We start from the raw sequence: 1,033 nt of genomic DNA on the forward strand, positions 1-1,033 counted from the left end.
AAATTATTAGGTGGTGTTGACTTAGCAAACTCTACTAGTCCCAAAGGACATACAACAGCAGCTAGTTTTTGAATATATAATTCATTTGATAAAAAAGCATATAAAGTAGCAGAATATACTCATTCAAATGCTACACAACAATTTAAAGGACCATTAGAACAAGTAAAAGATATTTTAGAGTTTTACAACAATCAATTAAATCAATACTTTAATTTAATTCAGCAAGGTATATCAATTAATGTTGATGATAGTGCTTATTCAACATTAGAAAGTTTAAATAGAGAAAAATATAATTATACTTTTGGTCAATACATGCATTTTAAACCAGCACAAAAGCAAAAATTTAAAATAAAGCATCGTATTGAAGCATTTACAATGTTAATAAATACTAATCAATTAAAATGATTATGAGAAAAATGTCCTGTAAGTAAAACCCAATATGAATTAATTCAATGAGAAGATAAACCAGATGCCAGAGAAGAACAAATGTTAGACTTATATGATGATACATTTGATAGTGATTTCTATGCCTTACACTTTGAATTAATACCAATGGTTAAACATAATAGTTCAGCAGATTATAAATTATGACAACAAAGGGAGTGAATAAATTAATGAAAAAAGATATATATGTAATACATGATGAGCGTGTAATAAATGCAAAAAGACCTTATATGTCTGTTTGTGGAAAAGTTAAAAAAAGACTTTGTAAAGAATTAAAAAAAGATAATATCGCAATATGTAAATTAAATTTATATAACGAGTATATTAAAAAATATCAAAAAGTTAAAGTATGTGTAAAAGTTTTATCAAATGAACCTAGTTTATTAACTGTAAATATAATTAATTATGCACTTATTTTAAAATTAAAGGAGCAAAATAACAATGAATAATAATACATATCCATCTTTACCAAACTTAAATGATATTAATAGTGTTTTAAAATATTATAATTATGATTGAACAATTAATTTAGCAAATATTATTGCTCGACATCAAATGCGATTAGTAAATGGTAAAGATATTTTATTTA

General features: G+C 23.7%; 2 protein-coding genes. Both read left to right on the forward strand.

Features of this window, described 5'->3' with window-relative positions; genetic code table 4:
* The coding region (locus C6B38_RS10075; RefSeq protein ID WP_105298870.1) for a PBSX family phage terminase large subunit at positions 1-615 on the forward strand (615 nt) is incomplete at its 5' end.
* Complete coding sequence (locus tag C6B38_RS04980; RefSeq protein ID WP_105298871.1) at positions 615-893, forward strand: hypothetical protein; 279 nt, start codon at positions 615-617, stop codon at positions 891-893. The genes C6B38_RS10075 and C6B38_RS04980, both read left to right, overlap by 1 nt.
* Positions 894-1,033: the final 140 nt, after the last annotated feature.

The sequence above is a fragment of the Spiroplasma sp. ChiS genome, from assembly GCF_002968355.1.
Lineage (GTDB): Bacteria > Bacillota_I > Bacilli_A > Mycoplasmatales > Mycoplasmataceae > Spiroplasma > Spiroplasma citri.